The following is a 25,321-nucleotide window of genomic DNA, read 5'->3' on the forward strand; positions in this document are numbered from 1 at the left end:
TGTATTATTTTTTAATGTTGAAACCGCTTTTTTGCTCGGGCAGCGGTACAAATGTTGTTTCGCCAGGCACTTTAGGGAATCCCTGTTTTACCCAACGCTCTTTGGCTTCTTCGATCAGCTCGGGCGACGAAGCAACAAAGTTCCAGTAAATGTGCCTCGCCTCCGGGAACGGCTCCCCACCGAATATATATACGGTAGAATTTTCATTCAGGATGAACTCGCACAGCGATGCATCTTTGGCGACCAGCAATTGCTTGGGTAAAAATGTGTTTCCTTCGGTCTCAATGCTACCTTCCAGTATATATAGTCCGCTTTCACCAAAAAGGTTGCGTCCGATCGAGAGCTTTTGTTTGTGTGTGCTTTTCAGTTCAAGAAAATAGAGCGGACTGTATACCGGCACGGGTGACTTTTTACCGAATGCTTCGCCTGCGATGAGCTTGGCAGCCACGCCGTCAATATCCCACTCAGGCAGTTCATCTTCAGTAACGTGCGCAAAGGAAGGCTCCATCTGCTCCAGGTGTTTGGGCAGTGCTACCCATATTTGCAGGCCGTGCAGGTTTTTGTCGGAATGGCGCAAGTGGTCGGGCGTACGTTCAGAATGGGTGATGCCCTTACCTGCGGTCATCCAGTTCACCTGTCCGGGGGTTATTTCTATTTCGGTACCCAGGCTATCACGGTGCATGATGCTGCCTTCAAATAGGTAGGTGAGGGTAGACAGCCCTATATGCGGATGCGGCCCTACATCCATGTTCTCATTGTCGTGCAGTGCCACCGGCCCCATGTGGTCGATAAATGCAAAAGGGCCTACAGTACGCTTTTCGCGAAACGGCAGCAGCCTGCCTACGAGGAAATTACCAATATCGCTTGGGCGTTCTTCTATGATCAGGTTTATGTTGGACATCGGGAGATGTTTTTAAAAGGTTAAGGTACTAATTTCCGTGCTAATATTAAGGTTTCTTTAGTGGAAATTCTCTGACAACCACTTTTTCGATAACGTTATATCTGCCTGCGTGAGGTTGTGCCCTGTGGGGAATTCATGAAATTCTACATCCGATCCACTGGATTTAAGGATGTCAATATAGCCCTGTGTTGCTTCTCTATTTACCGTTGGGTCCAGTTGCCCGCTGCTGAAAAAGACCCTGGCTTTGCTGTTGGCACCTTTATTTTCAATGGTCTTGAAGGGCTGCATTGGCCTGTACAGTATCGCGCCCGCAAGGAAACCGGGATATTTAACAAGGGTAGCCCCTGCTATGTTCGCTCCGTTCGAATAGCCCAACGCAATGACCTTGGTTGGGTCGAATCCTTCTGTTCCGGCCAGTTCTTTTATGAATGCCACCATTTCATTGGTACGGAAATGCAGGTCGGCTTCGTCAAATATGCCCATGCCCAAACGTTTGAAGAAGCGTGGCATGCCGTTCTCGGAAACGTTGCCGCGAAGGCTAAGGATATTATAGCTGTCCCCAAAGTTTTGCACCAGAGGGATAAGGTCGGTTTCATCGCCCCCTGTGCCGTGCAGCAGGAGCAGGGTATAGGCATCAGGGTTGCCCGATGGCTTGTAAATGTATTTTAAAGGTTGAAAGTCCATAGTAATAGGTTTTAAAGTTAAAAGCTCATCCTTGCCGTGTAGTCCTCTCCCCAGCCCTCTCCGAAGGAGAGGGAGACGTGGCGTAACACTCTTGCCGGATTGAGAGGAAGATCAATTTATCTGTATCAAATGCGCTTCGATATCCTCGCGCCGTGACTCATATTGTGCGGGCAGTTTCAGGCCTTTGCCCAGATCCTCGAGCGTTTCATCGACCATGAATCCGGGATTGTCGGTAGCGATCTCGAAAAGTACACCACCCGGTTCCCTGAAATACAGGCTATGGAAGTAATTGCGGTCGATCTGTGGGGTAATGCTCAGCCCGGCGGCGGCTACTTTTTCCCTGAAATGCATCAGCACTTCGTCATTAAGTACCCTGAAGGCTACGTGATGCACGGTACCATTTGCCACATGGCCTCGTTTTTCGTCCTTAAGTTCTACAATGTCTACAATAGCGGCATTTTCTACGGCATCGGTTACAAAGCGGTGGCGTGTAACCTCGGTGGCGGCAAGGCGGTAGCCAAATACATCGGTCAATATTCTTGCTGTGCCCTCAAGGCTGTTCAAAGTCAGCGTTATGTGGTGGAACCCACGCAATGCAGCATCGGCTCCCACTTCATCGGTAGTCCAGGGTTTGCGGGTATCGGCTTCCACTTCAGTAAGTTCGAGCTTCAGACCGTCGGGGTCGATGAACGTAAGATAACGTTCCCCAAATTTCTCCGCAGGCTTATTATAAATGACGTTGTACTTCTCAAACCTTTCCATCCAGAACTCCAGGCTGCCTTTTGGTACAGAATATCCTATCTCTGTTGCCATTCCTGCTCCGCGGCGTCCCTGTGGTATGCCATCGCCCCAAGGGAAGAAAGTGAGTATGGTACCGGCGCTGCCCACCTCGTCGCCAAAGTAAAAGTGGTAGGTGCCCGGGTCGTCGAAGTTCACCGTTTTTTTGATGAATCGCAGCCCCAGTATTTTAGAATAGAAGTTGAAATTCTTTTGCGCGTCGCCTGCAATGGCTGTGATGTGGTGCAGGCCTAAGATAGTATTTTCCATGATATTGTTTTTTTTAAATTTGATAGTGTAAAATTAGTTCGATCAGTACTCCAAAACATTGAACTGGGACAAGAACGTAAATAACCCCATTACCATAAATGATCTTATGACCGCGCGTGAGGGATGGCAGTGGAAAGCCTTTATGGAGCCTGCGGAATAAAGCTTGCAACGCACAGCACGACGCGTAACGGAGTGAAGCGGCACGCCCAAAAATTTAAGAAACCTGAAACATAACTTTACTATTTCGTTGGGAGTGTGTCGGTTGGCAATGGTTTAATTTTGAACTTACAAAAGCAACCACCCATGAAAGCAAAGAACACACTGATCATTTTTGCCGCTGCCGCCTCGATGGCGCTTATGTCGTGCAAAGAAAAAACAGAGGAAACCACTACAACTGAAACTGACGTGACCACTAGAACTACGGATACCAATGCTATGGACCGTGATGTAGACACTTCGGATTCTACCACTACGGTAAACCCCGATACAATAATGGGCCCATAAGGCCACCTAAAGATACGACTATGAAAAAGACGATAGTAAGGAGCGCTGTATTCAGCTCACTGCTTGTGGCAGCGCTCTCATTTTCTTCCTGCAAAAAGGAAGCGGATGCCGAAACGACTACTGAGACTACCGACAGCAAGGGAATTGTTCCTGAATCGGAAGCACCTGACGATCCTGTGATGGATACCGTAACGGAAAAGGATGGTGATACCATTGTAAGGACCGGTGGCGGAAAGAACGAGAACCCCGTTGGCACACAAGTGCCATAATTATATACCGCTTATATATGCGCAAAAGCAGCCTCTTACCGGGCTGCTTTTGTATTTTAGATCTATCAGATCGAAAATTGCATCCTGTACCTTTCATACATGGCCGCTGATGGTCGCGGCCAGAAGAAGCTGCCTACAGTATCGGCAACTGTTGCCTCGGCAGGGTCAGATAGTGCTGGATTTATGTTGAATACTGAGTTATCCTTCGTAATTACATTCGAAGCAACCTCACTAGTTTGCCCGGGATCTTCGAATTCATGGCCTTTAAAAGCACGCATTTTTTTTAACCGCCTTATCCAGTCGGGGCCGGATATTCCCAGTATACTTTTCGGGAAGGCAAATTTTATCTTTTTCATTATTTGGGTTAATTATCTCCCCGGCTTTCAGGGAAATTGATGATTGATGATAATTGACGCAGGGATCGCTTCCTGCCGGCTGATCATATGTAGGACGAGTCAGACAAAGAAATGTTACCGCTATGAGATACTATTTTTAACTTTCAGGTAGTCAATATATATTATATTGATTTGATCCCCATGATCTTCTCTTCAAATACCTCTTTGTGATCAGATCTGCTCTTGATACGGGTTTTGTAAGAATAGATGGTAGTCACCGAAAGCTCAAGGAAATCGGCGATCTGGCTGGAATCCTGTATGCCCAGGCGGTACAGGGCAAAAATGCGCATCTCGGTATTGAGGAGCTCGCCTTTTTTGACAACGCTGCGGTGGTCTTCGGAAAAAAGGCTGTTGAAATCGGTAATATAGGTAGGGAATAATTTCAGGAAGATAGCATCAAACTGGTGGAACAGGTCTTCACGCTCTTTCTTTACATCGTAGCGTTTCAGCAATGACAGCAACTCATCCGTTTTTTTAGAGATTACCTTTTGGATGCTGCTCTTTTGCAAATGGTCCAGCTTATTGATAAGGTCGGATGTCGCCTTGATAAAGTAAGTGATATATTCCTCTTTGATCGTATTAGCCTCGCTCAGGCTTTTATTCATTTCCTGTAATTGCGCGTAGGAGGCTGCCATGGCTTTACGCGAGGCATTGCGTTCCTTCAATTGCCTGAAGATGATAATGAGGAACAGTATGATGATGACCGCCAGTACCGTAAGCAGTATCACGATCTTCTCAAGCATGTCGTTTTTCTCATTTACCTTGTTGAGCTGTGCTTTTTCTATTATGGGCAGTATGGTCGATATCTCGATCTTGCGGTGGCGTGCGTCATAAAAGGTAGCATCGTCCATTGCCAGGTTTATGTAGTGGTTGGCCTTGTCAAGCTGCCCCATTTTAAAAAGCTCGTTAGCAAGGTTGCGAAGCGCTACGGTCTCTTTTGTGGCGTTCTTTACATCGGCAATGGCGGCCATGGTCAGGTAGTGTATGGCTTTTTGCGTATCGCCCCGTTCAGAATAAATGTATCCCAGTGACGATGTTGCAATGCCATAGTATTCGGCAGGAAGATCAAATTTATCCAGCCAGTGGGTAAACGACTTCTCAGCATTTTTCCAATCCTGCTGCTTCATCTGCATCAGGCTTCGGGTGGTCCAGTACTGGTTCGTATTGGGCTGTACCAGCGCCAGTGCCTTTTCGAGATAAGCGGTTCCCTGCTGAATGTAGGTAATATTATAGCGCTTATCGTGATTATAATCGGCCAGATCATAATAAGCACGCGCCTTTACGGAAAAATAATCGTACCGGCCTTCCTGATCCAGCGCAGCCTCATTGACCACATTTAGCGTATCGATGGCTTCTTTGAACAGGCCGGATGAGAGCAGTACAAACCCCTCTTTAATACGGGTCCTGTCCAGTACCTGGCGGTCTTTTAATAAGAATGCCGTTGATTTTGCTTCTTCAAGGTAGTAATAGGCCGAATCGTACTTGAATGATTTATATTCATTGAAAAGGAATATGTAATTTTCATATAACCCCTTGTTGTCTTTGCTTAGGGTGAATTTCCTGATGTTCTTTTTAAAGGTATTTATCCGGCTGTATTTCTGCTTTACGTAGGTTTCCTTGTTTGACAATGCTCCGTCCAGTTCTTTAAGCAAAGGGTCGACGGCCTGGGCCGCTAAAAGGGCAGGGGCGAGCAGCAATAATAAGGAAATTATAAAACGCATCGGGTGTATGTGCTTAAAGATCAATGCCGTGAATAATGGTTCGGATAATGATTTTAAAGGCTAAATATAGGATAAAATTTCACTATCGCCTAAATCATGTCTAAAAACTAAATTATTCTGAATTATTTTCTTATAAAAATTACAATTCATCATTTTACACTGTGATAGTAGCGATCTTTTGACCTGTATAGCTACTTGATTTTATCCATTTTAATCATTTTATAATTGCTTGTTATATAAGTGTTTAATTTAAAATATAACGTTATAGTACCTTGATTTTTAATGTATTTCTTTATTTAGTTTTTTTTAACATATAGCTTCGCTTAAAAGTTTCACGAAAACGATTTTACCAAACTTAACTGACAAAATTTATGAGACGCAAAATTACGTATGGGTTAGCGGCCATTTTATGCTCGCTGGCGTTCATCGGATGTGATGAGCAGGACGATGGCAGCAGCGTAGACCCGATCACTGTTTATGAGAAGATGAATGGCGACTGGGGGCTGATGAACCTGAAGATGGTGGACGAGTATGCTAAGGCGAACAACATCCAGCCAAATGAGCAGAGCCTGAGCACGCTGTTCAATTATGAGAATTTCCAGATCAACTTTAGTGTTGATGGCAACATGGACCCTACCACCTATCAGGTGACAGGGGAAGTACCGCCACTATTCGCTCCGAACGGCTATTGGGAACTGAGCACTCCTTTTCAGCCGACGAATAACGGGGGCATCCGCATATTCCTTTACAGCGATGCCGCCAAAACACAAAAAACCGATGAGTTGAGGCTTACCTCGGTACCGGGGAGCAATGACGAAATGGAGATACAACTGGTAAGGACTGCCGATGGCACACCTTTCGTATCGTATGTATTCAGGTTAAATTCTTTAAACTAACAGCAAATGAAAAAAATCCTACCTATACTTTTTTTCGCCCTGATGCTGGCGCCTTCTGCAATGAAGGCCCAAACCGCGGCAGGGTCGATAAACAGGATGTGGTCGTACCCTGTGGTATATAAATACGACGAGCAGGTTACCTGGTACTTTGACCTTTCTACCACCACATTCGCACCCAACCAGGACGTTTACCTTTGGATATGGTCACCATCCGAGCCGGATGCGGGCAATTTCAATAACTCTTCCGATTTTGCCAAATTGACCTATGTAGACAACATGGTATGGAGCTTTACGCTTACTCCAACTACTTATTTTTCTAAAACCCCGGCAGAGATCGCGGCCAGCGCGGGCTTTTGGTTCCGTTTAAAAGATGATGCCGGTACGATGCAGAGCGAAGTAGGCAACATGCCGTATACCGATTTCTCTTCATTCTACACAGCCAACCAGATCATTCGGTCGTACCCTGAAGAGCCAACGCTTGATGGTGGTGTGAGCATATTGTTCAATGCCAACCTGGTTCCCGGATTTGAAGATGCCACCAGCGTTCATTTCCACAGCGGGCTCAACAACTGGGCGCTGCCGCAGGAATACCAGGCATGGCTTACGGAGATCGTTGAAAAAACAAGGCTTAAGAATTTGGGTAACGGCTTCTGGAAAATGGACCTTGTGCCGAAAACCTACTACAACGCCCCTGATGGTTTTGTGATGGAAAATATCACCTTCCTTTTTGTGAAGGGCGATTGGGCAGGAACTTCGCCGGACCAGATCATCTATGCTGCCGAATATGTAGCGCCACCACCGCCGGACTTCCGCTTTTTCCCAATGCAATTGACCAAAAGGGATTTCCTGGGGATCATCCGCAAAAATAATGAAGTAGGTGTGAACAAGCTGTTATATACCGTAACGGGCGGCGCAACTACGATATCGGGCGAGATCGTTGGCAACATGACCGAGATAAAAGGGTTTGTAAACCTTGTGTCGGCATTCCAGAATGAGGCCAACCTGACCGGGATACACGTTCTGGTAAAGGACAATCTTGGCCACACGATATCCGACACTACCATCCCGCTAAAAACGGCAGACTAACAACCACCAATTAAAACCAGATCTGATGAATAATACAGGCACAAATAAGGCCCCCGGAAGGTGGGCAGCATCAATGGTACTCATGGTGTTCATGCTTTTACTGTCGGGCACGGCAATCGCGCAGGGCAAAAAGCTGGTATCGGGTACTATAAATGACACAAGCGGAATGCCGGTACCCGGCGTTTCGGTTAAGGAGACCAATGCTTCCAATTTTACCGCTACAGATGCAGACGGTAAGTTTGCTATCCAGGTGACCCTTGGCAGCAGCATAGAGATATCCGCAATAGGATTTACTACACAAACCATTTTGGTAGACGCTTCTACAAGCGATACGCTAACCATAAGCCTTGAGGAAAGCACTACAGAGCTTGAAGGTGTGGAGATCGTATCAGTAGGTTATGGTACCATGCGCAGATCGGACCTTACGGGTTCCATTTCCACTGTATCTGAAAAGAACCTTGTAAAAGGCAACATCCCGTCTACAGAGCTTGTCCTTCAGGGTAAGGTAGCGGGTTTGACCGTGGTGCGGGGTAGCGGTGATCCTGCCAATGGCGGTTCGGTGCGCCTTCGCGGAGGTACATCGCTTACCGCAAGCAACAACCCGCTTGTGGTGGTAGATGGTATCGCGGGCGTAGACATTAATGTGGTGCAGCCGGCAGACATCAAAACGATAGACATCCTTAAAGATGCTTCGGCAACGGCCATCTACGGTTCGAGGGGTGCCAATGGTGTCATCATCATAACGACCAAGGGCGGTAAGGGCGCGCAGGGATTATCTGTAAACTACAACGGCTTTATGGGTGTAGGCAAGGCGGCCAACAACCTCGACATGCTTTCGGGCAACCAGTGGAGGCAGTACGTACGCGATAATGGCATTGCCGATGCCATAGACTATGGTGGCAATACCAACTGGCAAAAGGAATTGCAGCAGAACAGCTTTATGCAAAACCATACCCTTGGGATTACCTCCAATACAGAGAACGGCGGCCTTCGCGCTTCGCTTTCGTACCTCAATAACGAAGGTATCGTAAAGACATCGGGCCTTGAAAGGACCAACATCAACGTAAGCAACTACCAGTATGCCTGGGACAGGAAACTGAAGTTCGACGTAGGCGTATTTGCCAACATGGACAAGTGGCACCCGCTGGACTATAGGATATTCGAGCGTTCCTTCAACCTGAACCCTACCATACCGGTAAGGGATGCCAATGGCGATTTTACATCGGTAGGCGGTACATTGTACGAGAACCCGGTGGAAATACTCACCAACAGGACTGCCGACAGTAAGCGCCACAGGGTGCTGGGCTACTTTAAGACGGAACTGAACCTGTTTGATGGTTTTCAGGCGGTTGTAAATACTTCGGTAGAGCACAATGCGCTTCAGGGTAATACCTATAAGCCATCGTATGCGGTGCTTGAAGGCAGGACTGAAAATGGCTATGGACAAAAGACGTATGGTGAATACATGACCACGCAGCTTGAGGCATTCCTTAGCTACAATAAGGTGTTCGATAAGCACAGCTTTGGCGCGCTGGCAGGATATTCTTACCTTGAAAATATGTACGAAGGCTTTGGCGCGCAGCGCAGCGGTTTTGAAACCGACCTTTTCGGCTATAACAACCTTGGCGCGGGCTACAGCTACCGCCTTGGCGATGTGTATTCGTATAAAGGCAAGTCGAACCTGGTCTCTTTCTTTGGCCGTGCGAATTATGCTTATGACGGTAAATATATGGTTACCGGTACGATACGCCGCGACGGTTCCAGCCGTTTTGGGGCCAACAATAAGTGGGGTGTATTCCCTTCGGCTGCTGTGGCATGGAACATCAGCAACGAAGGTTTCTTCAGCTATGTAAAAGAGAACTGGAAAGTTAACAACCTGAAACTACGCGTAGGCTACGGTGTTACCGGTAACCAGGACGGCATAGGCGAATACAGATCGCTTTCCATCCTCGGCGTAGGCCAGGACAGCTATTATGATCCTGCTACAGGAACATGGAGCCTTGCCTACTCGCCAACACAAAACCCGAACCCCGACCTGAAGTGGGAACAGACAACACAGCTGAACTTTGGCGTTGACTTTGGCGTGGGCGATTTCCTTACCGGTACTTTTGAAGTATATAACAAGAACACAAAAGACCTGCTATACACGTACCAAGTGCCGCAACCGCCATATCTTGTAGGGACGATGCTGGCCAACGTAGGCGAGCTTTCCAACAAAGGGGTAGAGCTTACGCTGAACGCGAACATTATCAACAACGATAAGTTTACATGGGATGCTAACTTTGTATTTGCCAAGAACAAGCAAAAGATAGAGAAGCTGAGCAACCAGGTGTATGAGACCGACCGTATTTACAGTGGTTCACTGCACGGCCTTGCGGGTATGTCTAACCAATTCTCGCAGATCATTGATGAAGGATATGCGGTTGGAACTTTCTACGGCAAGCAGTACCTGGGACAGGACGAGGATGGCGCGCAGATACTTAGCGAGGATGACAGGGTGCTGGGCGATGTACAGCCTGACTTTACCGTTGGCTTCGGCATGAACTTTACCTATAAGAGCTTCGACTTTGGCTTTACGAGCTATGGTATGTTCGGGCAGGATGTACTGAATGCTACCGAAATGATGCTGAACGACCCTAACAGGATGCCGGCTTACAACATTCCGGATAGTTTTGTGGGCAGTACGCTTACATCGGCACCGGCTTTTTCAAGCTACTGGATAGAAGACGCATCATTCTTCAGGCTGCAAACGGTAACATTGGGGTATACGGTCCCGATGAAGGATTCAAAGCTAAGGCTGTACGTAATGGGTGAGAACCTGTTCGTAATTACCAATTACAGCGGCGTAGACCCTGAGATAGACAATACAGGCCTTGCTAATCCGGGCATTGACAGGTTCAACAACTATCCGCGCCCAAGGACTTTCTCACTGGGACTGAACTTTATGCTGAACCACTAAGAATTGCTAATTTATAAATAAAGAAAAATGAGAACCAAGATAACAGCAGCATTACTTTTCAGCATGCTATTTACCTTTTCCTGTACCGACCTGGAAGAGGACCTCTACGACAGGGTGCCCGATGACAACTTTGGGCAGACACCGAGCGAGATACAGGCGCTTGTGGGCGGGGCTTATTCCTCGCTTAGGGGATTTGCCGATGCGATATCCAACTCGTACCCAACCTGCGAATATGTGTTTTTCCTTAACGAGGTAGCTTCGGATGAGGCTACGATACCTACACGTGGCACTGACTGGTTTGACGGCGGGCGCTACCAGCAGGTACAGCGCCACGAGTGGACTGCCGACAATGGTATGCTGCTTTCGGCGTGGAGGTATTGCTACACCGGCATTGCGAAGGTAAATGCCATCATCTACCAGGTAGAGAGATCGGGCCTTACAGAAGATGCTAAGGTGCCTATTTATGCAGAACTACGGTCGGTAAGGGCATATTACTACTACATGCTTTTGGATATGTTCGGGAATGTGCCGATCGTGACCGACTTTGAAGACCAGTCGCTGCCTACAAACTCTACCCGCCAGGAGGTGTACGATTTTGTCGAGACCGAACTATTGGAGTCACTGCCACACCTTCCGTCGCAGGTGATCTACTCTAAGTTCACACAAAATGTGGCTTATGGCATGCTGGCGAGGCTGTACCTCAACTCTGAGGCTTTTATAGGCGTGGCCCGCTGGCAGGATTGCATTGATATGTGCCAGAACATTTCGGGCTACTCACTGACACCTGATTATTTTGCCAGCTTTAAAACGGAGAACCAGACATCGCCGGAGATCATCTTCGCGATACCTTATGACCAACAGGCCGGTACGGTGGGCAACTACATGTCATCGATGAGCTGCCACTACCTGCACAGGTTCACGGTTTCTGCAACAGGCGATTATCCTTGGAGCGGTAACGGTATGTGCGCGCAGCCGGGTGTATATTCATCATTCGATGATACCGACAGGAGGAAGAGGGCAATGATCCACGGCGACCAGATCAACCTTGCTACAGGCCAGGTGATCATTATGGATAGTGGGCAGCCGCTTAGCTATACCGAAGAGGTGAACCTTACCGATGCCCGCCAGAACGAAGGCGTAAGGCTTGGCAAATATGAAATGAAGGCTGGTGAGCAATGGGAACGCGACCACGACTTTGTAGTATTGCGCTACGCCGAGATACTGATGATGCAGGCTGAATGCTACGTGCGCCTTGGCTCGCCGGGACTGGCGCAGCCATTTGTACAGCAGGTAAGGGAGCGTGCGGGGCTTGAAACGCCGGGTACCATAGACCTTGCTTTCATTGACAAGGAACTGCTGCGCGAATTCATCTTTGAAGGCAGGAGAAGGACAGATAACATCAGGTTCGGGACATTCTTCCAGCCATGGTGGGAAAAAGGGTCTACGGCGCCGCATAAAGCCATTTACCCTATACCGGCAACGGTTTTGGCTACCAATACAAATTTGGTGCAAAATCCGGGATATTAAGCTAGTTTTGGCCGGTCCTCCAATGTTTGGGTTAGTTCATGGGAGGGCCGGTATTTTTTCAGTAAGAACATCCCCATAAAATCTATTCAAAAAATGAACAGTTTAAAAACATTGTTACTTGTCGGGATACTGGGTGTTTCGGCCATGGAGTGCAGCAAGGATGACTCCGGAAAAAGCGGCACGCCTGCCGAAACGTTCGATCCTGTACCGGTAGCAAAGACCAACACGACAAAAATTTACATGCACTACATGCCATGGTTCGAGACGAAAGAAAGCAGTCCCGACGGCCAATGGGGCTTTCACTGGAAAATGGGCAACAAAAACCCCGATAATATGGATGCCAATGGCAGAAGGGAGATCGCGGCGCATTATTATCCCCTGATAGGGCCTTACCATTCAGGCGATAAGGATGTGGTAGAGAACCACCTGCTCATGATGAAGTATGCGGGCGTAGATGGTGTGCTCATCAACTGGTACGGCACATATGACCTGAACGATTACCGCATTAACAGGGACAACTCCGAAGCGCTGATAGCCATGCTGGATGAGGTAGGACTGGAGTATGCCATAGTGTATGAAGACCGTTTTCTTCAGAATATTGTAGATGCTGGCCTGGCACCGGCAACGGTTACTGCCGCAAAGGCCGACATGGCCTACATGCAGAACAACTATTTTAACGACGCGGAATACATAAAGATCGATGGTAAGCCTTTATTGCTCAACTTTGGGCCGATAACACTTACCAACCCGGATAACTGGACCAACGCGTTTGCCAACCTGAACCCGAAGCCGCATTTCCTTACGCTGTGGTATGAGTCGGCAGAGGCAGGTGCCAATGCCGCGGGCGAGTACTCGTGGGTGTACCAGGACAACACGCACCTGTCGAATTTTTATGCCAACAGGGTGCCCACACTCGGATTTTCTATGGGCAGCGCTTACCCGGGATTTAACGATTACTACGTGCAGGGCGGCGGCGGTGCGGCGATAGGCTGGACCATTCCGCATGGCAGCACGCTGGACCAGACTTTGGCCATGGCGACAGCATCGGGCACAGACTACCTGCAACTGATCACGTGGAACGACTTTGGCGAAGGTACCATGATCGAGCCGACCGTTGAATTCGGTTACAGCTATGTTGAGAAGATAAAAACTTTTGCAGGCGTATCGGGAAGCAATGTGTTCGACGAAATAAGCAGGCTCTTTGAGCTGAGAAAACAATACAAAGGCAATGCTTCGGTACAAAGCAAGCTGGACAGGGCCTTTGGATTTTTCGCATCGATGCAGCCGGATAAGGCGATCGAACAGCTGAACGAGATAGAATAAATTAATGCCAATACTACTAATGAAAAAAATACCATTCAGGCAATGTATCGCGGCCATAATGCTGGTAATACTGTCGTGCAGCGCCCAAAAGTCCTATAAAGTTGCCTCTCCGGGGAAAACCAACGAAATTACCTTTAGCCTGACCAAAACCGGGCAACCACAATACACACTTTCGTCAGGGAAAACAAAAGTGCTGCAGCCTTCGCTAATGGGCTTTGAGTTTGACGGCATTCCGAAAATGGCCGACGGCTTTAAAGTGCTTTCGACAGAAAAAAATACGGTGAACACCACATGGGACCAGCCTTGGGGCGAGTTCAAAAAGATAAAAGACCATCATAACGAGCTGACCATCCACCTTGAAGAGACCGGTGGGCAAAAGCGTAAAATGGACATCATCTTCCGTGTGTTTGATGATGGTGTGGGGTTTAGGTACTCATTCCCGAAACAGCCCAACATGGATAAGGTTAAAATTTCCAATGAGCTGACACAGTTCGTGTTCCCCGCAGATGAGAATGTGTGGTGGACACCCGTACACAGGGAGAACAGCTACTACGAGAGCCATTACCGCAAAACGGCTATGAGCCGAACCGATACCATCAACACGCCGGCGACTTTTGAGGCTAAAAGCGGGCTGTTCATGGCATTGCACGAAGCCGCACTTACGGACTATGCCTCGATGACATTACTGAAAGGCAAAGGCAATACCTACACGAGCGAGCTTGTGCCATGGGCAGATGGGACGAAAGTATATGCGCAGGTGCCGTTCGCTACTCCCTGGCGTACGGTAATTGTAGCTAAAAAACCGGGTGACCTGGTTACGTCCACATTGATGCTGAACCTTAATGAACCATCTAAAATTACCGATACCTCGTGGATCGAACCATCCAAGTACATCGGTATCTGGTGGGGTATGCACTTGGAAAAATTCTCGTGGGGCCAAGGGCCAAAGCATGGCGCGACTACGAAAATTACCAAAGAATACATCGACTTTGCCGCTAAGCACGGCCTAAACGGTGTTTTGGTAGAAGGATGGAACGTGGGTTGGGATGGCGACTGGACCGCAGACGGACGTGCCTTCAGCTTTACGCAGGCTTATCCTGATTTTGACATTGAGGAAATTACCCGCTACGGAAGATCTAAAAACGTACGCCTCATTGGGCACCACGAAACAGCAGGGGCTTCGCAGCATTATGAAACCCAGTTAGAAGATGCATTCAAACTATACAATAAGCTGGGTGTGAACTCTGTGAAAACGGGCTATGTGAACAAGTACCTCGATAAAAAGGAATGGCACGACAGCCAGTACGGTGTGCGCCATTACCGCAAGGTGGTGAAAACTGCCGCGAAATACAAGATCATGATCGACAACCACGAGCCTGTAAAAGGTACAGGGCTGCAACGCAGCTACCCGAACCTTATGACCTGGGAAGGCGGCAGGGGGCAGGAGTACAATGCATGGTCTGACGATGGGGGCAATACTACCGAGCATACAGTGCTGCTTCCGTTCACCCGTATGCTTTCGGGGCCTATGGACTACACGCCGGGCAACTTTGGCTTCGATTACAAGCTTCCTCAGGGCGCTAAGGTGAATACTACGCTGGCGCACCAATTGGCGTTGTATGTGGTACTATTCAGCCCGCTGCAAATGGCCTCTGACCTGCCTGAGAACTACGAAGGCAGGCGTGAGTTCGAATTCGTAAAGCAGGTGCCGTGCATTTGGTCGGAAACTACTGTGCCTGATGCCAAGCTGGCCGAATACACTGTGATAGCACGAAAGGATTGGAACAGCAGCGACTGGTACATGGGGGCGATCACTAACAAGGATGCGCGCAAGCTGAGCGTACCGTTAAAATTCCTTGAGGCAGGGAAGTCGTACAAGGCAGAGATCTATGCTGATGGGGCGGGAGCCGACTATAAGACCGATCCGTATCCTGTAACCATCGAAAGCAGAACGGTATCCAACAAAACCGTGCTTGACGTTAACCTTGCTCCGGGTGGAGGTACGGCGATACGCTTTACAGAAGTGAAATAGTTTTGATCACGTTTTCATATAAGTGGGAAGAGGCAGCTGTAATGGCTGCCTTTTTTGGAATGTTATGTGTGTTTATGTAGTTAGGCGCTTTTGCGTGCTTTACTTATCGCGACTAATGCAATGCCAATACCCAGCCCCGCCACTAATGCAAGTCCGATAGTATTTGCGGTCGACGATGGTGTTTTTCCATATACCCGTAAAGGCTCTTTGGAATTTTCCAACACATTCCCCGGATCGCCCGGTTTGGGCCTGTTGCGCTTCATCGTTACCCTTACCGCCGCCGAAGCAGCGTTGATCACCAGCTTTGGGAAAAGCCTGTACATGTTGGTAATTGCCGCGGACGTTAGATCGGGGAACAGGTCCTTCTGCGGATGCCTGGCCAGACGGACCATCTTTGCCGCCGTGTCGCGTGGGTCGGAAGCAATGGGCGGAATGGACATGGTAAAGCCCGAATATTTGGCAGAATGAAGGTTGCCTGTAGAATTTTGCAGCTGAGGATAGAGGTTGCAGACGTGGATATGCCTACGGTTCGAAATTTCGCCCTGAAGGCACACCATCATTCCCCTAATGCCATATTTGGTAGCCGAATATACCGCACTGTACGGTGCGGGCATGAAGCCGCCGATCGATACATTGTTGATGAGTATCCCGTGATCCTGGTCCTTGAAAATCCTTATGGCCTGATAGGCCCCGTGCATGTACCCGAACAGGTTGGTTTTAATTACCTGCTCATGGATCTCCATGGGTATCTCCTCAAATTTACCGCTGGCCATTACCCCGGCATTATTTATCCATACATCGATCTTACCGCTGATCTTCAGCGCTTCATTGGCGACCCTTTCTACATCTTCATTTACAGACATATCGGCGGCTATACCAATAACCCTGGCATTCATGTCCCTGCAGGCTTGCACAACTTCGTCGATTCCTTTTTGGCCTCGGGCCACGATAACCACATTGGCACCCTGTATTGCAAAAGCTTCGGCTGCCGCACGGCCAACGCCGCTGCTTGCTCCGGTAATGACCACCGTTTTTCCGTTAAGGCTTCCTTTTTTTCTTACTGCATCCTTCATGTTCTCAGCTTTACTGTTTTATCTCAGAATTAAATTACTAAGAATATCCTTTGACCGGAACGGGTTTATGATAACTTTAATCCGGAAGGGCGTATGTGCCAATAGGGGCAAAAGATGGTAATTTGCCTATATTTGCAATATCACCTACAGGCTATTTAAGTAAATGAAGAAGTTATTCATGTTGTGCCTCATTGCGCTGGCAGCATCGTTGCAGGCACAGGACCTGCAAAATGTCACCAATGAGCTGGGGCGGGCTATTACGGACAAAAATAGTTTTGTGGTAAAAAAAAATCACCGTATTGCGGCTTACCGTAAAAAGCTGGCAGGCATTTCCGGCCCGGAGCGTGAATATGCCATCAACCAGCAGCTGTATGAAGAGTACAGGAAGTTTAAGATCGATTCGGCTTTGTATTTTGTGAGGCAGAACATCGACCTCTCCGCAAATCTTAAGGAAAGCCATTACCTTGACCGTTCTAAGATCCAGCTGGCCAACCTTTATTCCTCCAACGGCAACTTTTTAGAGTCGGAGACACTGCTGAAGGGCATCCGCGCCAAAAAGCTGGGCAACGACCTTAAGGCGCTGTACTATGAGTTTTACAGCCAGTTCTATGAGCATTATACCACCAACAACCCCGGCAGGCAGTACGAAGCGATGATCGAGACCTACAGGGATTCGCTGCTAGGAGTGCTGAATCCCTCCGGCGAAAAATACCGCATCAACCTTGCCCAGCACTACATGTACCATGGTAAGGATGCCGGGGCGAAGGTTATTTTAAAAGGGGTGGAGCAAAACAGTAAGGGAAGGACGCCTGCTTATGCCATGGCGGTTTACTTGCAGGGTGACATTGCAGCCAAAGAGGGCCGGGAGCAGGAGAGCGTAAGATACTACAGCCTTGCGGCGATAACCGACATTGAAAATTCGATAAAAGACAATGCAGCCCTGCAGCAGCTTGCCATTTACTATTATAACAAGGGTAAGATAGACCTGGCTTATAAATACGCACAGTCGGCACTGGAAGATGCTGTTTTTTGCAATGTAAAGTTCCGTACGCTGATGATGTCGGAATTCAATTCGATCATAAATGCGGCCTATCGTGAGAAGGAGAATAATGCGAAGGTGAAGCTGGAAACCTACCTGCTACTGATAAGCTTACTATCTTTTTTCCTGATCGTTGCTGTGGTGTATGTGTACCGCCAGATGCGTAAGGTCTCTAAGACAAGGGAAGAACTCTTGCTGTCGGGGCAGCAGTTGGAATACCTCAACAGTGAGCTTCAGCAGGCCAATGTACAGCTCCACGAATCGAACCGGGTAAAGGAAGAATACATAGCCCAGTTTTTTGACATTTGTTCGTCGTATATCGGTAAGTTGGATGACTATCGTAAAAAGCTCAATAAAAAGGCGATGACCAAACAGTACGAAGAACTCTCTGCCATACTCAGGTCCGACAGTTTTATTGATGAAGAACTGCATAGCCTTTATGCGAGGTTCGATATGCTGTTCATCAACCTGTACCCGAATTTTGTTTCCGACTTTAATAAATTATTGTTGCCTGAAGAACAGATCGAAGTAAGGGAAGGCGAAATACTAAATAATGAATTAAGGATATTCGCCCTCGAAAGACTTGGTATTACCGATGGTGTAAAGATCGCGGCATTTCTGCGTTATTCAATCAGCACTATCTACAATTACCGCACAAGGGTACGCAATAAAGCAGCCGTGAGCAGAGAAGAATTTGAAAGAAAGCTCAAAACAATAGGATAGCCGCAAAGTGCTGTAGGGTGCCGTCATTACAAGTGGTTTGGCTTGTGTTGAGGGAATGATGTGGTAGATCAATACCCTGTACAAATTAATTCGTGGTCAGTTTTTAAGTAATTTTAAGCTACAAATTTATATATACTAATAGATGTTAATATATTGTAAATCAATATTTTGAATTTTTAATCAATCTACATTTTACTTTTTGCCGCCTAATTATTTCGCTATAACGTTTTAGCTTTGCCTTGAAAGTATCTGCCGGTGCAGGTTCTGTAAAAAGTAAAACCATGAAGCGAATAATTTTGTTACTCCTTTCTGCCAGTGCGGTGCTGCAGGCCAATGCCCAGCAGAGGGACCCTAAAATGGATAGTTTTATCGACGGCCTGATGGCCAAGATGACCCTTGAGGAAAAGATAGGCCAGCTGAACCTGCCTAGCGAAGGCGATATCATAACCGGCCTTGGGAGCAACAGCAACATAGCAGGTAAGATCCGCAAAGGACAGGTAGGCGGAATGTTTAACATCAAGGGAGCCGACAAGATAAAGAACATACAGAAAATAGCCGTTGAGGAGAGCAGGATGAAAATACCGATGCTTTTCGGGATGGACGTGATACACGGATATGAGACCGTTTTCCCGATCCCATTAGGGATCGCGTGCAGCTGGGACATGCAGGCCATCGAGCGGTCGGCAAGGATAGCTGCCATAGAGGCAAGCGCGGATGGCATCAACTGGACCTTTAGCCCCATGGTTGACATTGCACGTGACCCGCGATGGGGTCGCGTATCTGAAGGCAGCGGCGAAGACCCATTCCTTGGCGGTGCAATAGCCAAAGCCATGGTAAGGGGGTACCAGGGTAAGGATAACAGCTTTTCAGAAAAAACGAACATACTGGCGTGTGTGAAGCACTTTGCGCTATACGGCGCAGGGGAGGCAGGACGGGATTACAATACCGCCGATATGAGCCATATACGTATGTACAACGACTATTTCTATCCGTACAAAGCGGCGGTAGAACAGGGAGTGGGAAGCGTAATGGCATCATTCAATGTTGTCGACATGGTGCCTGCCCATGCCAACAAGTGGCTGCTTACCGAAGTATTGCGAAACCAGTGGGGCTTTAATGGCTTTGTTGTGGCCGACTACGGCGGAATAGCCGAAGTTACAAGCCATGGGCTGGGCGACCTGAAACAGGCCTCTATGCTTGCCATGAACGCCGGGCTTGATATGGATATGGTAGCTGAAGGTTACCTGAATACACTTGTTGCTTCTGTAAAGGAAGGAAAAGTTCCTGAAGAAGAGATAAATAAAGCATGCCGCCGTATCCTTGAAGCCAAATACAAGCTGGGGCTATTCAAAGACCCGTATAAATTCTGCGACAGCAAAAGGGCAAAAAAAGAGATATATACTGCAGAGCACCGCGCCATTGCCAAGAAAACAGCGTCGGAAAGTTTTGTATTGCTAAAGAACGAAGGCAATGTACTCCCGCTTGATAAGTCAAAAACCATTGCTGTTATTGGGCCATTGGCGAATACCCGATCGAATATGGTTGGTACCTGGAGCGTGGCCGCCAAGCTCGAAAAACCGCTTAGCCTTATTGAAGGGTTAAAGGATGTTGCTGGCAAAAAGACTAACATATTATATGCGGTTGGCTCCAATCTCATAGAAGATGCGAAAATGCAGCAGGATGCCACGATGTTCGGCAGGGACATACCAAGGGATAACAGGAGCGAGGAAGAACTTACGGCAGAAGCGCTCAAAATTGCCTCACAGGCCGATGTGATCGTTGCTGCCATGGGCGAAGCTTCAGAGATGAGCGGGGAATCCAGCAGCCGTACGGACATTGGCATACCGGCGGTGCAAAAAAGACTTTTGGAAAAGCTGGTAGCTACAGGAAAGCCTGTTGTGCTTGTATTGTTTGCAGGTCGCCCCATGACCTTGGTTTGGGAACAGGAGAACGTGCCCGCGATACTTAATGTATGGTTTGGCGGTACAGAGGCCGCACAGGCCATAGGCGATGTCCTTTTTGGCGACGTGAACCCAAGCGGCAAACTTGTTTCTACCTTCCCAAGGAATGTAGCGCAGATCCCGCTGTACTATAACCATCTTATGACGGGAAGGCCTGCGTCTGACAAAGGTTTTGAAAAGTTCAGGAGCAACTATATGGACGAAAAGAACGCGCCGTTGTATCCGTTTGGCTTCGGACTTAGCTATACAACATTTGAATACAGCGACATTAAACTGAGCGCAAGTGACATGAATGCATCGGGAAGCATCACGGCAACGGTAACGGTTAAAAATACAGGAGCTAGGCAGGGTGCCGAAGTCGTGCAGCTTTACATCAGGGATATGGTAGGGAGCGTGTCAAGGCCTGTAAAAGAACTGAAAGGGTTTGAAAAAATACTCCTGAAACCGGGCGAGTCGAAAACGGTAACGTTCACCATTACCAACGACCTGCTTAAATTTTACAACACCGAATTGGAACATGCCAGCGAACCGGGAGCTTTCGAGGTCATGATCGGCGGCAGCAGCGATGCGGTAAGAACGGCATCATTCAACCTTAAATAATCACCAACTACCATGACACGAAAAATAATTACGGCCTGCTTAATCCTGTTGGCGTTCAACGCCAATGCACAGCAGTCGCTCCCGCTCTACCTTGACGATGCCAAACCGGTAGAGCAGCGCATTGAGGACGCGCTTTCCAGGATGACTACCGAAGAGAAAATAGCGATGATACATGCCCAGTCCAAATTCAGCTCACCGGGTGTAAAAAGGCTGGGCATTCCCGAAAACTGGATGACCGACGGCCCACACGGCATACGCTCGGAAGTCCGTTGGGACGAATGGGAGCAGGCAGGATGGACAAATGATTCCTGCATAGCCTTTCCGGCGCTTACAGCGCTTTCTTCTACATGGAACAGGGATCTGGCTACTTTGTATGGGAAAAGCCTTGGTGAGGAAGCGCGCTACCGTAACAAAAATGTACTGTTAGGTCCCGGCATTAATATGTACCGCAGCCCACTAAACGGCAGGAACTTTGAATACATGGGCGAAGACCCGTTCCTGGCAGGGGAGATGGTGGTCCCTTACATTAAAGCCGTACAGCTGAACGGTGTGGCGGCGTGCGTAAAGCATTTTGCCCTGAACAACCAGGAAACCAACAGGCACGGTGTAAATGTGATCGTGGACGACCGTGCACTCTACGAAATATACCTCCCGGCCTTTAAGGCAGCCGTGCAAAAAGGCGGCGCGTGGGCGATAATGGGCGCTTATAATAAATATAAAGGCCAGCAAGCGTGCCACAACGAATACCTGCTTCAGGACATTTTGCGTAAGGAATGGGGCTTTGACGGCGTTGTGGTGGCCGACTGGGGCGGGGTGCATAATACCAAAGAAGCAATCTTCAACGGGCTGGACATGGAGTTCGGTACCTGGACCGATGGGCTTACCTGGGGCAAGAGCAATGCGTATGACAACTATTACCTCGCAGTGCCGTATTTGAAAATGATAGAGTCGGGTGAGGTAGGGACAAAAGAACTGGATGAAAAAGTACGCAACATACTGCGCCTTACTTTCAGGACAACGATGAACAGGAGCAGGCCTTTCGGTTCTTTCGCGACGGAGGAACACGCATTGGCAGGCCGTAAAATTGCCGAAGAAGGCATTGTACTGCTTAAGAATAAAAACGCACTGCTACCGATAGATGCAAAGAAGCACAAGCGCATAGCTGTAATTGGCGAGAATGCCATAAAAATGATGACAGTGGGCGGAGGAAGCTCTTCGCTGAAGGCACTGTATGAAGTGTCCCCGCTTGACGGTATTAAGAAAAGGGCCGGGAAGGACTTTGAGGTTGTTTATGCAAGGGGCTATGTAGGCGATGCCAGCGGCGACTATAACGGCGTGGTATCGGGGCAGAACCTGAAAGACAGCCGTAGTGCGGCAGAGCTTAAAGCCGAAGCGCTGAAAGTTGCAAAAGATGCGGATATCGTTATCTTCATCGGTGGACTTAACAAGAGCGATCTCCAGGATAGTGAGGGCAACGACCGCAAAGGCCTGGAGCTTCCGTATGGACAGGACGAGTTGATAAGTGCCATAGCGAAAGCGAACACTAATATCATTTTCCTTAATATTTCAGGTAACGCGGTAGCCATGCCATGGGAAAAACAGGTTCCGGCGATCGTTCAGGGATGGTTTTTGGGCACTGAGGCAGGAAATGCCATTGCATCTGTACTGTTTGGGGATGCGAATCCTTCGGGCAAGCTGACGTTCACTTTCCCAATAGCATTGAAAGATAATGCAGCCCATGCCAATAATGCTTTTCCCGGGGGAGATGAAGTGATCTACACAGAAAGTATTTTCACAGGCTACAGGTGGCATGAAAAGCAAAACATCAAGCCGCTGTTCCCTTTTGGCCACGGACTGAGCTATACAACGTTTAAATACAGCGATATTAAGGCAGATAAGGCATCTATAGGACAAAACGAAACCGTTACAGTTTCGGTCAAAGTAAAAAATACAGGCAAACGCAGTGGGGCAGAGGTAGTACAGTTATATGTCGCCGACCTTAAGTCATCATTGCCAAGGCCGGTAAAAGAATTAAAAGGCTTTGATAAGGTGTACCTTAAAGCAGGGGAGGAAAAGACAGTTACGATCACCATTGATAAAGAAGACCTCAGCTATTTTGATGATAAAAAACACGATTGGGTTGCCGAGGCAGGTGATTTTGAGTTGCTTGTTGGCGCGTCGTCGCAGGATATAAAAGGTAAAGTAAAGATCACGCTCAGATAATAAATTGGTTGGTTTGGTTCTGTTTTTTAAACAGAGGATCGATGGCTGCCCCGTGCTCGTGGGGCGGCCTCTTTCTTTTTATGGAGTTACGGTTGGATCTAAAACGCCGATTAATAATGGATTGCACCATGAAGATCTCTGCCGTTACAGCCAAATGAAATAGCTCAATGCATGTGATCTGAAGATAACGATCTTGTCCGGGTAAAAAGGTTATAATGCTTATTTAAGTAGTACTAGGCACGGAAAACGGCACTTATCATATTTCCGATCTCTGCAAAATCCTGATGGTTGCTAACGGCGCGCCTCTCCACCTCCGTATCCTGTACTGTCGAGAAAGGATAGATCAGGATATAGTTGTTTCCGCTAAACGACTTATTGAGCATATCCGGCACATTTTGCATTTTTTCAGAGTAAGTGTCCATTCCCCTGTTCGCCATCATCAGGATCAGGCCGGTATCTTCACCCACTTTTTCCGCAGCCATCTCTGCCTCATCCCAGGATGCGATCTCCATGAATGACGCCTCGATATTAACCTTGCTTTTTATGCTTTTCAAGATCTCGGTGATCTCCCTGCTCGCATAGAAATTCATTTTTGCACCAGAGTTTCTGCTAATGTTCCAAATGCGGAGAAGCGAATGAAAGAAACCTGCTTCTTTTTCGGCATGGGCAGGTATAAGTACCGTATAGTCCTTAACCGTAGCGATCGGCTGGGCTGCATGGTAAACCAATACATTGATGTGCCTGTTCTTAAGGTAGCCCTTATGGAGGTTATAAACGAACGAGGCGGAGAAGCCTTTTTTCCGCTCCAAGCCTATGATCAGGTCGGTAACGTTCTGTTCCTTTACTACATTGCTTATACCACTTACCACATCATTATCATGCCTGGTTATCGGCTTGAGGATAGTATCCGCGGCGGCAGCAAGCCGTACGGCCGAACCAAGCAGCATTTCGGCATTTTTTGCTGACGATTCATTCAGTCCCTCGGCTATTATGTTCAGGCCGTAAAGGCGGTCCTTATTGGAATGGGTCTTTACCAGCAAACCGAGATTGACAATGTTCTCTACAGTGCTTTGGTGGTTGATCGCTAACAGGATATTTTCTTTTTCCTCACTCTTTCCAGATACTGTATTTTCTTTTTCGGCCCTGGCAATGCGTTGGGCACTCGCCATTGATATGAAAGAAGATATGGTACAGGATATAAGTATGAGCAGGATGCTGCCATTAAGTACATGCTCATTGAGCAGCCTTACCGGCTCTCCCAGTTCATTCTCTGAAAGGATTATATTGTAGCCTACCATTACCGATGCAAGTGTGGCCGCCGCCGATGCAGCGCTCATCCCAAATATTAATTTACCCTCATCAGCAGTAAGCCGGAACGTTTTTTGCGTTGCGATCGCTGCGGCATATTTTCCACCAATAGACGCGACGAGCATGATCATTGCTACCCCAAGGGTTTCCCAACTTTTTATAAAGGCCGCAAAGTCGATAAGCATACCTACGCTGATAAGGAAGAAAGGGATGAATATTGCGTTCCCGATAAATTCTACACGGTTCATTAAAGAAGAAGAGTGGGGTATGAGCTTGTTAAGGGCAAGCCCGGCAAAGAATGCCCCGATGATCGCTTCGATGCCTGCAAGTTCTGCCAATAAGGCAGCCATGTAGATCATTACCAGAACAAATATGTATTGTGAGATCTTATCGCTCACATTTTTGAAGAACCACCGGCCTATAATGGGAAATAACAGCAGTACTATCAGCGCGAACACTACCATTGATACCGACAGTCTTGCCCAAAATGATGGCCCAACTTCACCCTGCGACATACCTACGACCACGGCGAGGACCACAAGTGAAAGCACATCGGTGATCATCGTGCCTCCAACAGTAAGGTTCACGGCAAGGTTGCGTGTAATGCCCAGGCTGCTTACCATAGGGTAGACGATCAGCGTATGGGAAGAGAACAGGCTTGCAAAGAGTACCGATGTAAGCAGGCTGAACCCTAAGATATAATATCCGCCCACAAAACCGAGAACGAATGGCGCCGCAAAGGTGTAAAGTGAAAATGTAATGCTTTTCCATTTGTTCTTCTTAAAGTCACCCATGTTGATCTCAAGCCCCGCAAGGAACATTATATATAGTAGCCCTGTCGTGCCGGTGACCACAATACTGGAGTCGCGGGACAAAAGGTGAAAACCGTTAGGGCCAACCACTGCGCCCGCAATGAGCAACCCAAGGATATGGGGCACCTTGATCTTATTGAGGAATAGCGGGATGCATAAAATGATGATAAGCTCCAGGAGGAACTTCAAAAGGGGGTCTTCTATGGGAAGTGTAAGGTGCTGGATGCTTAGGGCCATG

The 25,321-nt window shown here is 48.0% G+C and carries 18 protein-coding genes; 11 read left to right on the plus strand and 7 right to left on the minus strand.

Features of this window, described 5'->3' with window-relative positions:
• Nucleotides 1-4: 4 nt before the first annotated feature.
• The 3 genes from ACT6R0_RS02615 to ACT6R0_RS02625 all read right to left on the minus strand — a co-directional run bounded on the left by ACT6R0_RS02615 (nt 5) and on the right by ACT6R0_RS02625 (nt 2,632).
• A complete protein-coding gene (locus ACT6R0_RS02615; protein ID WP_444651028.1) occupies nt 5-901 on the minus strand; it encodes a pirin family protein in 897 nt (298 codons plus the stop codon).
• 57 nt (nt 902-958) lie between these two features.
• Entirely contained in the window at nt 959-1,585 is a 627-nt protein-coding gene (locus tag ACT6R0_RS02620) for an alpha/beta hydrolase (RefSeq protein WP_444651030.1), read from the minus strand.
• A gap of 111 nt (nt 1,586-1,696) precedes the next feature.
• Complete coding sequence (locus ACT6R0_RS02625; RefSeq protein ID WP_444651032.1) at nt 1,697-2,632, minus strand: ring-cleaving dioxygenase; 936 nt, start codon at nt 2,630-2,632, stop codon at nt 1,697-1,699.
• 303 nt (nt 2,633-2,935) lie between these two features.
• On the opposite strand from ACT6R0_RS02625, the gene ACT6R0_RS02630 reads away from it, so the two are divergent.
• Nucleotides 2,936-3,136 carry a hypothetical protein gene (locus ACT6R0_RS02630; RefSeq protein WP_444651034.1) on the plus strand — a complete coding sequence of 67 codons (201 nt, stop codon included), beginning with the start codon at nt 2,936-2,938 and terminating at the stop codon, nt 3,134-3,136.
• A 20-nt stretch (nt 3,137-3,156) separates the two neighbouring features.
• Nucleotides 3,157-3,405, plus strand: coding sequence for a hypothetical protein (locus ACT6R0_RS02635; protein WP_444651036.1), 249 nt, complete (start codon nt 3,157-3,159; stop codon nt 3,403-3,405).
• Nucleotides 3,406-3,470: 65 nt separating this feature from the next.
• On the opposite strand, the gene ACT6R0_RS02640 is transcribed toward ACT6R0_RS02635, so the two are convergent.
• Together ACT6R0_RS02640 and ACT6R0_RS02645 are read right to left on the minus strand one after the other, a co-directional pair.
• Complete coding sequence (locus ACT6R0_RS02640; RefSeq protein ID WP_444651037.1) at nt 3,471-3,761, minus strand: hypothetical protein; 291 nt, start codon at nt 3,759-3,761, stop codon at nt 3,471-3,473.
• 161 nt (nt 3,762-3,922) lie between these two features.
• Nucleotides 3,923-5,521 carry a DUF6377 domain-containing protein gene (locus tag ACT6R0_RS02645; protein WP_444651039.1) on the minus strand — a complete coding sequence of 533 codons (1,599 nt, stop codon included), beginning with the start codon at nt 5,519-5,521 and terminating at the stop codon, nt 3,923-3,925.
• A gap of 371 nt (nt 5,522-5,892) precedes the next feature.
• On the opposite strand from ACT6R0_RS02645, the gene ACT6R0_RS02650 reads away from it, so the two are divergent.
• The 6 genes from ACT6R0_RS02650 (at nt 5,893) to ACT6R0_RS02675 (ending at nt 15,344) form a co-directional block, all read left to right on the plus strand.
• Entirely contained in the window at nt 5,893-6,417 is a 525-nt protein-coding gene (locus ACT6R0_RS02650) for a DUF5004 domain-containing protein (RefSeq protein WP_444651040.1), read from the plus strand.
• A 6-nt stretch (nt 6,418-6,423) separates the two neighbouring features.
• Complete coding sequence (locus ACT6R0_RS02655; RefSeq protein WP_444651042.1) at nt 6,424-7,503, plus strand: hypothetical protein; 1,080 nt, start codon at nt 6,424-6,426, stop codon at nt 7,501-7,503.
• A gap of 25 nt (nt 7,504-7,528) precedes the next feature.
• Nucleotides 7,529-10,462: a SusC/RagA family TonB-linked outer membrane protein gene (locus tag ACT6R0_RS02660; protein ID WP_444651044.1), complete on the plus strand. Its 2,934-nt coding sequence runs from the start codon at nt 7,529-7,531 to the stop codon at nt 10,460-10,462.
• Nucleotides 10,463-10,489: 27 nt separating this feature from the next.
• Nucleotides 10,490-11,989 carry a RagB/SusD family nutrient uptake outer membrane protein gene (locus tag ACT6R0_RS02665; RefSeq protein ID WP_444651046.1) on the plus strand — a complete coding sequence of 500 codons (1,500 nt, stop codon included), beginning with the start codon at nt 10,490-10,492 and terminating at the stop codon, nt 11,987-11,989.
• Nucleotides 11,990-12,082: 93 nt separating this feature from the next.
• On the plus strand, nt 12,083-13,312 hold the full coding sequence (locus tag ACT6R0_RS02670) for a glycoside hydrolase family 71/99-like protein (protein ID WP_444651048.1): 1,230 nt from the start codon (nt 12,083-12,085) through the stop codon (nt 13,310-13,312).
• Nucleotides 13,313-13,331: 19 nt separating this feature from the next.
• The gene (locus ACT6R0_RS02675; protein ID WP_444651050.1) at nt 13,332-15,344 is read left to right on the plus strand and encodes a glycoside hydrolase family 97 protein; all 2,013 of its coding nucleotides are present in this window, start codon (nt 13,332-13,334) and stop codon (nt 15,342-15,344) included.
• Between the two features lie 80 nt (nt 15,345-15,424).
• Here ACT6R0_RS02675 and ACT6R0_RS02680 read toward each other — a convergent pair whose 3' ends face one another.
• A complete protein-coding gene (locus ACT6R0_RS02680; protein ID WP_444651052.1) occupies nt 15,425-16,417 on the minus strand; it encodes an SDR family NAD(P)-dependent oxidoreductase in 993 nt (330 codons plus the stop codon).
• 163 nt (nt 16,418-16,580) lie between these two features.
• Here ACT6R0_RS02680 and ACT6R0_RS02685 point away from each other — a divergent pair, with 163 nt between their 5' ends.
• From ACT6R0_RS02685 to ACT6R0_RS02695, 3 genes are all read left to right on the plus strand, one after another.
• Nucleotides 16,581-18,179 carry a DUF6377 domain-containing protein gene (locus ACT6R0_RS02685; RefSeq protein WP_444651054.1) on the plus strand — a complete coding sequence of 533 codons (1,599 nt, stop codon included), beginning with the start codon at nt 16,581-16,583 and terminating at the stop codon, nt 18,177-18,179.
• A 281-nt stretch (nt 18,180-18,460) separates the two neighbouring features.
• Nucleotides 18,461-20,740 (plus strand): beta-glucosidase BglX, encoded by a 2,280-nt coding sequence (bglX, locus tag ACT6R0_RS02690; protein ID WP_444651056.1) that lies wholly within the window; start codon nt 18,461-18,463, stop codon nt 20,738-20,740.
• A gap of 12 nt (nt 20,741-20,752) precedes the next feature.
• The gene (locus ACT6R0_RS02695) at nt 20,753-22,963 is read left to right on the plus strand and encodes a glycoside hydrolase family 3 C-terminal domain-containing protein (protein ID WP_444651058.1); all 2,211 of its coding nucleotides are present in this window, start codon (nt 20,753-20,755) and stop codon (nt 22,961-22,963) included.
• Between the two features lie 233 nt (nt 22,964-23,196).
• On the opposite strand, the gene ACT6R0_RS02700 is transcribed toward ACT6R0_RS02695, so the two are convergent.
• Entirely contained in the window at nt 23,197-25,320 is a 2,124-nt protein-coding gene (locus ACT6R0_RS02700) for a cation:proton antiporter (protein ID WP_444651060.1), read from the minus strand.
• Between the last annotated feature and the right edge of the window lies 1 nt (nt 25,321).

It is taken from the genome of Flavobacterium sp., from assembly GCF_052437795.1.
GTDB lineage: Bacteria > Bacteroidota > Bacteroidia > Flavobacteriales > Flavobacteriaceae > Flavobacterium.

What these genes read in the sequence shown, in the direction of transcription:
- ACT6R0_RS02695 (WP_444651058.1), top strand. Translation starts at nt 20,753, where the DNA reads ATGACACGAAAAATAATTACGGCCTGCTTAATCCTGTTGGCGTTCAAC.
- ACT6R0_RS02665 (WP_444651046.1), top strand. Translation starts at nt 10,490, where the DNA reads ATGAGAACCAAGATAACAGCAGCATTACTTTTCAGCATGCTATTTACC.
- ACT6R0_RS02640 (WP_444651037.1), bottom strand. Translation starts at nt 3,761, where the DNA reads ATGAAAAAGATAAAATTTGCCTTCCCGAAAAGTATACTGGGAATATCC.
- ACT6R0_RS02650 (WP_444651040.1), top strand. Translation starts at nt 5,893, where the DNA reads ATGAGACGCAAAATTACGTATGGGTTAGCGGCCATTTTATGCTCGCTG.
- ACT6R0_RS02630 (WP_444651034.1), top strand. Translation starts at nt 2,936, where the DNA reads ATGAAAGCAAAGAACACACTGATCATTTTTGCCGCTGCCGCCTCGATG.
- ACT6R0_RS02645 (WP_444651039.1), bottom strand. Translation starts at nt 5,521, where the DNA reads ATGCGTTTTATAATTTCCTTATTATTGCTGCTCGCCCCTGCCCTTTTA.
- ACT6R0_RS02680 (WP_444651052.1), bottom strand. Translation starts at nt 16,417, where the DNA reads ATGAAGGATGCAGTAAGAAAAAAAGGAAGCCTTAACGGAAAAACGGTG.
- ACT6R0_RS02675 (WP_444651050.1), top strand. Translation starts at nt 13,332, where the DNA reads ATGAAAAAAATACCATTCAGGCAATGTATCGCGGCCATAATGCTGGTA.
- ACT6R0_RS02620 (WP_444651030.1), bottom strand. Translation starts at nt 1,585, where the DNA reads ATGGACTTTCAACCTTTAAAATACATTTACAAGCCATCGGGCAACCCT.
- ACT6R0_RS02655 (WP_444651042.1), top strand. Translation starts at nt 6,424, where the DNA reads ATGAAAAAAATCCTACCTATACTTTTTTTCGCCCTGATGCTGGCGCCT.
- ACT6R0_RS02635 (WP_444651036.1), top strand. Translation starts at nt 3,157, where the DNA reads ATGAAAAAGACGATAGTAAGGAGCGCTGTATTCAGCTCACTGCTTGTG.
- ACT6R0_RS02685 (WP_444651054.1), top strand. Translation starts at nt 16,581, where the DNA reads ATGAAGAAGTTATTCATGTTGTGCCTCATTGCGCTGGCAGCATCGTTG.
- ACT6R0_RS02660 (WP_444651044.1), top strand. Translation starts at nt 7,529, where the DNA reads ATGAATAATACAGGCACAAATAAGGCCCCCGGAAGGTGGGCAGCATCA.
- ACT6R0_RS02700 (WP_444651060.1), bottom strand. Translation starts at nt 25,320, where the DNA reads ATGGCCCTAAGCATCCAGCACCTTACACTTCCCATAGAAGACCCCCTT.
- ACT6R0_RS02625 (WP_444651032.1), bottom strand. Translation starts at nt 2,632, where the DNA reads ATGGAAAATACTATCTTAGGCCTGCACCACATCACAGCCATTGCAGGC.
- bglX (WP_444651056.1), top strand. Translation starts at nt 18,461, where the DNA reads ATGAAGCGAATAATTTTGTTACTCCTTTCTGCCAGTGCGGTGCTGCAG.
- ACT6R0_RS02615 (WP_444651028.1), bottom strand. Translation starts at nt 901, where the DNA reads ATGTCCAACATAAACCTGATCATAGAAGAACGCCCAAGCGATATTGGT.
- ACT6R0_RS02670 (WP_444651048.1), top strand. Translation starts at nt 12,083, where the DNA reads ATGAACAGTTTAAAAACATTGTTACTTGTCGGGATACTGGGTGTTTCG.